The organism is Rhodococcus sp. EPR-147, from assembly GCF_001647185.1.
Lineage (GTDB): Bacteria > Actinomycetota > Actinomycetes > Mycobacteriales > Mycobacteriaceae > Rhodococcoides.
The window spans coordinates 1-3308 of sequence record NZ_LVCU01000573.1 but is presented as its reverse complement, the minus strand read 5'-3'; the positions used below and the strand labels follow the sequence as shown (position 1 = coordinate 3308).

The window sequence follows — 3308 nt, the reverse complement described above, 5'->3', positions numbered from 1 at the left end:
GAGGCCGCTCAGGCCCCGGCTCGCACCTATTCCGAGCCGGAATACGTGCCGCCCGCCGCGCCCGCGCCTGCGCCCGCGCCGCCGCCGCTGATTCCCGGCCTGCCGCAGATTCAGCTGCCGCAGATTCAGTTGCCACCTGCACCGGTCATCGAGTTGCCGCGCTTCTGACCGGCATCGCGGCCGCCCGGATCAGGGCAGCTGCAACTGCGCGAGAACCGCCAGGTGATCGCTGTCCGGGATCGGCAACGGCTCGACCGACCGAGCGCGGACGTTCTCGCTCGTCACCACATGGTCCAGCCGCGCGAGCGGACGCTCCGACGGGAACGTGCGGAACAGGCCCGCGCCTGCCCCGTCCGCCGCGTCGGAGAACGGGGACGATGCCAAGGTGCGGAACTGCCGGTGGTCGTTGGTGGCGTTGAAGTCGCCCGCGACGAGCACGGTGCCCTGATAGGTCTCCATGATGGACCGCATCCTGGCCAGGTCGGCGTCCCACTCGGTGGTGTGGCGCGGTGTGGCAGGCGACATCGCGTGGAAGGAGACGACGGTCAGATCCTGCCCGTCGACGGTGGTCTTCGCCTGGACCGGTACGAATCCGAAGTTGTCGAGGCGGGTGCCGTCGGTCAGCGGGGTGCGGCTCCACAGCCCGGTGCCATCGGCCACCGGTAGGGCAGCAGTGAAGGAGAACGGCAGGAGGTCGTCGATGCCGGCGGCCTGCAGATCGGTCACTTCTTCCGGGGTCAGTTCCTGGACCGCGAGAATGTCGACGTCGTGGGTGCGCACCGCGTCGACGATGGACGCTGCGTCGGCGTCGCCGTGTGCGACGTTGATCGTCAGGACCGACAATTCGGGTCCGGTGTTGTCCGGGCCGTCGGACAGGTACATCGGCACCTGAACGCCGACGACGGCAACGGTGATCAGTACTGCGACGGCCGACCCGATGCGGGAGCGCGCTGCGGCGAACAGGATCACGGCGGCGATCGAGGCGATACCGAGGTACGGAGCCCCGACGACGAACGCAACAAAAGTGATCTCGGTCACACCAATCTGGCGAACGAGGAACATTCCGAAGACGACTGCGAGCAGAGCCCAGCCGATGACCAGCGCTGCGCTGGATGCGAATCGGCGCATCGTGCTCGTGCCTCCTATTGCGTGCCCGAGATGGGCGTGGATGTGTCAGGTGTTGTCTACACTCGGCATGTGCCCAGCTCAGAGCCAGTATGCAAGTGTCATCACGAACAGGCTGCGCACCAGCATTACCGGCGCGGAACCGACTGCTCGCTCTGTGACTGCCCCCGTTACCGGGGGCAGATGTCACTGCTGTCGAGATGGTGGCCCTGGAAGTAGTTCGTGCGGGCAAAAACAATCCTACCGTCCGATCGAGTGCGAAGAACAAACCGATTCGTTAGGATTAGGGGCCTGGATACAGGCAATACGGACAAATGCGGCTCGGGGACCGTCCGACATTCGATCCGGTAGGAGAGGCTTCATGTCGAACGATGCAGTGCTGGACAGGCTCGGGACCAGCCTACGAGTCCTGGAACTCGACCCCATCGGTTACCGACCACACCCGATACACAATCACGACCGCATCTGGACCGAAACCAACTGTTACGTCGACCTGTGGATCGAAGTTCTGCACTCGTTCGGTGCAGATCCCACACCAGCTCTCGCCTTCGTGCTGAGCGCCGGCTGCGACGGGAGACAGTGGGACTTCGTGAAGATCGCGCCCGAGGACCTGCGCACCCTGTACGGCATCGGCGTCGCCGAGATGAACGTGTGGCGTCCTGTGCTCGAGCATGTCGTCGCAGGCCTGGCAGCCGGCATCCACGTCACCGTGGAGGTCGACGGCTTCTGGCTGCCCGACACCGCGGGGACCAGCTACCGCAACCAGCACACCAAGACCACCATCGTGCCGAATCTCGTCGATCGCGACGGCAAGGTGATGGGCTACTTCCACAATCGCGGCTACTTCGAGCTCACCGGGGCCGATTTCGACGGGATCTTCAATCTCGCTCCGGAACCGCACGCCGAGGTGTTGCTGCCGTACGTCGAGCAGATCAAGGTGGACTCCACGGTTCTCGACGCCGGTTTCGGTGACCGTGACCTCGATGTCGCTCGCGCACACCTGGCACGCCGCGCTCCGGGCAACCCCGTCGACGCGCTGGCTCGCCGCATCATCGCCGACATCCCGCTCGTGCAGACCGCAGGGCCCGACGCATTCCACCTGTGGTCGTTCGGCCTGCTCCGGCAGTTCGGTGCCACGGCAGAACTGGCGGCGAACTACGTGCACTACCTCGAAGGTCGTGGCGTGACGGGAGCCGCCGCCGCAGCGCCGCACTTCCTCGACGCCGCCTCCGGTGCCAAGGCCGTTCAATTCCGGATGGCGCGCGCCGCACGTGGCCGGGATGTGGTGCTCGACGAGCCGCTGATCGAGATGAGCAAGAACTGGACGGCCGCCATGGACATCGTTGCAGGTGCATTGGGCGCGTGATCGATCTGCTCGACGGCGCTCGGTGGCGGCTGGCCCGAACCGACGCCGGTTCCGTTCTTCGCCCCGCCGACCTACGCGAGGATCTCGATTGGGTCGACGCAGTGGTGCCGGGCACGGTTGCCGGCGCGCTCGGAGACTCACTCGCGGTGAATCCGGACGATCACGACTGGTGGTTCGTCGCCGACGTCCCCACCGGTGGCCATCGCCGGGTTCGAGTGAGATTCGATGGCATCGCGACCCGTGCGCAGATCTGGATCGATGGTGTCCAGCGCAGAACCGTGGCGTCGATGTTCGTTCCCGAGACTCTCGATCTGACGGACTGTGGTGACACCGTCGCGATCGCCGTCCACGTCGAATCGCTGGCAGCACATCTGAAGTCTCGACGCCCCCGCGGTCGGTGGCGATCGTCGCTGATCGCCGCGCAGGGGCTGCGACACGAACGGACGACGATGCTCGGTCGCGCACCCGTGTACGGGCCCCTTCCGGTACCCGTCGGGCCGTGGCGTCCGGTGTCCATGACGGTGATCCCGGACGTTCTTCGCGTCGACCTGAGGACGGCGGTATCGGGTACGGACGGCGTCGTCACACTGCGCGCCGACCTGGATGCTCCCGGGGTGGCTCGAATTCTGATCGACGACAGGGCCTTCGAGCTCGGAACCGTCGAGCGCATCGACCGGGCGGTGACGTTGCCCGACGTCGAACTCTGGTGGCCGCACACGCACGGCCGACCGCGAACGTATCGCGTCGCACTCGAGGTGGACGGCATCGTCCATCCCATGGGAGTCGTCGGGTTTCGCACGATCGAGCTGGACCGTAC

General features: G+C 66.0%; 3 protein-coding genes. 2 read left to right on the top strand and 1 reads right to left on the bottom strand.

The annotated features are described in order from the left end of the window. Positions 1-189 precede the first annotated feature (189 nt). Complete coding sequence (locus A2J02_RS25660) at positions 190-1128, bottom strand: endonuclease/exonuclease/phosphatase family protein (RefSeq protein ID WP_068055468.1); 939 nt, start codon at positions 1126-1128, stop codon at positions 190-192. A 358-nt stretch (positions 1129-1486) separates the two neighbouring features. Between A2J02_RS25660 and A2J02_RS25655 the strand changes: the two genes are divergently transcribed. Continuing rightward, positions 1487-2491 (top strand): DUF1839 family protein, encoded by a 1005-nt coding sequence (locus A2J02_RS25655; protein WP_068055465.1) that lies wholly within the window; start codon positions 1487-1489, stop codon positions 2489-2491. After that, on the top strand, positions 2488-3308 hold an 821-nt coding region (locus tag A2J02_RS25650; RefSeq protein ID WP_442971509.1), incomplete at its 3' end, for a glycosyl hydrolase 2 galactose-binding domain-containing protein. The genes A2J02_RS25655 and A2J02_RS25650, both read left to right, overlap by 4 nt.

Coding starts and splice junctions, on each gene's coding strand:
- A2J02_RS25660 (WP_068055468.1), bottom strand. CDS start 1,128: ATGCGCCGATTCGCATCCAGCGCAGCGCTGGTCATCGGCTGGGCTCTG.
- A2J02_RS25655 (WP_068055465.1), top strand. CDS start 1,487: ATGTCGAACGATGCAGTGCTGGACAGGCTCGGGACCAGCCTACGAGTC.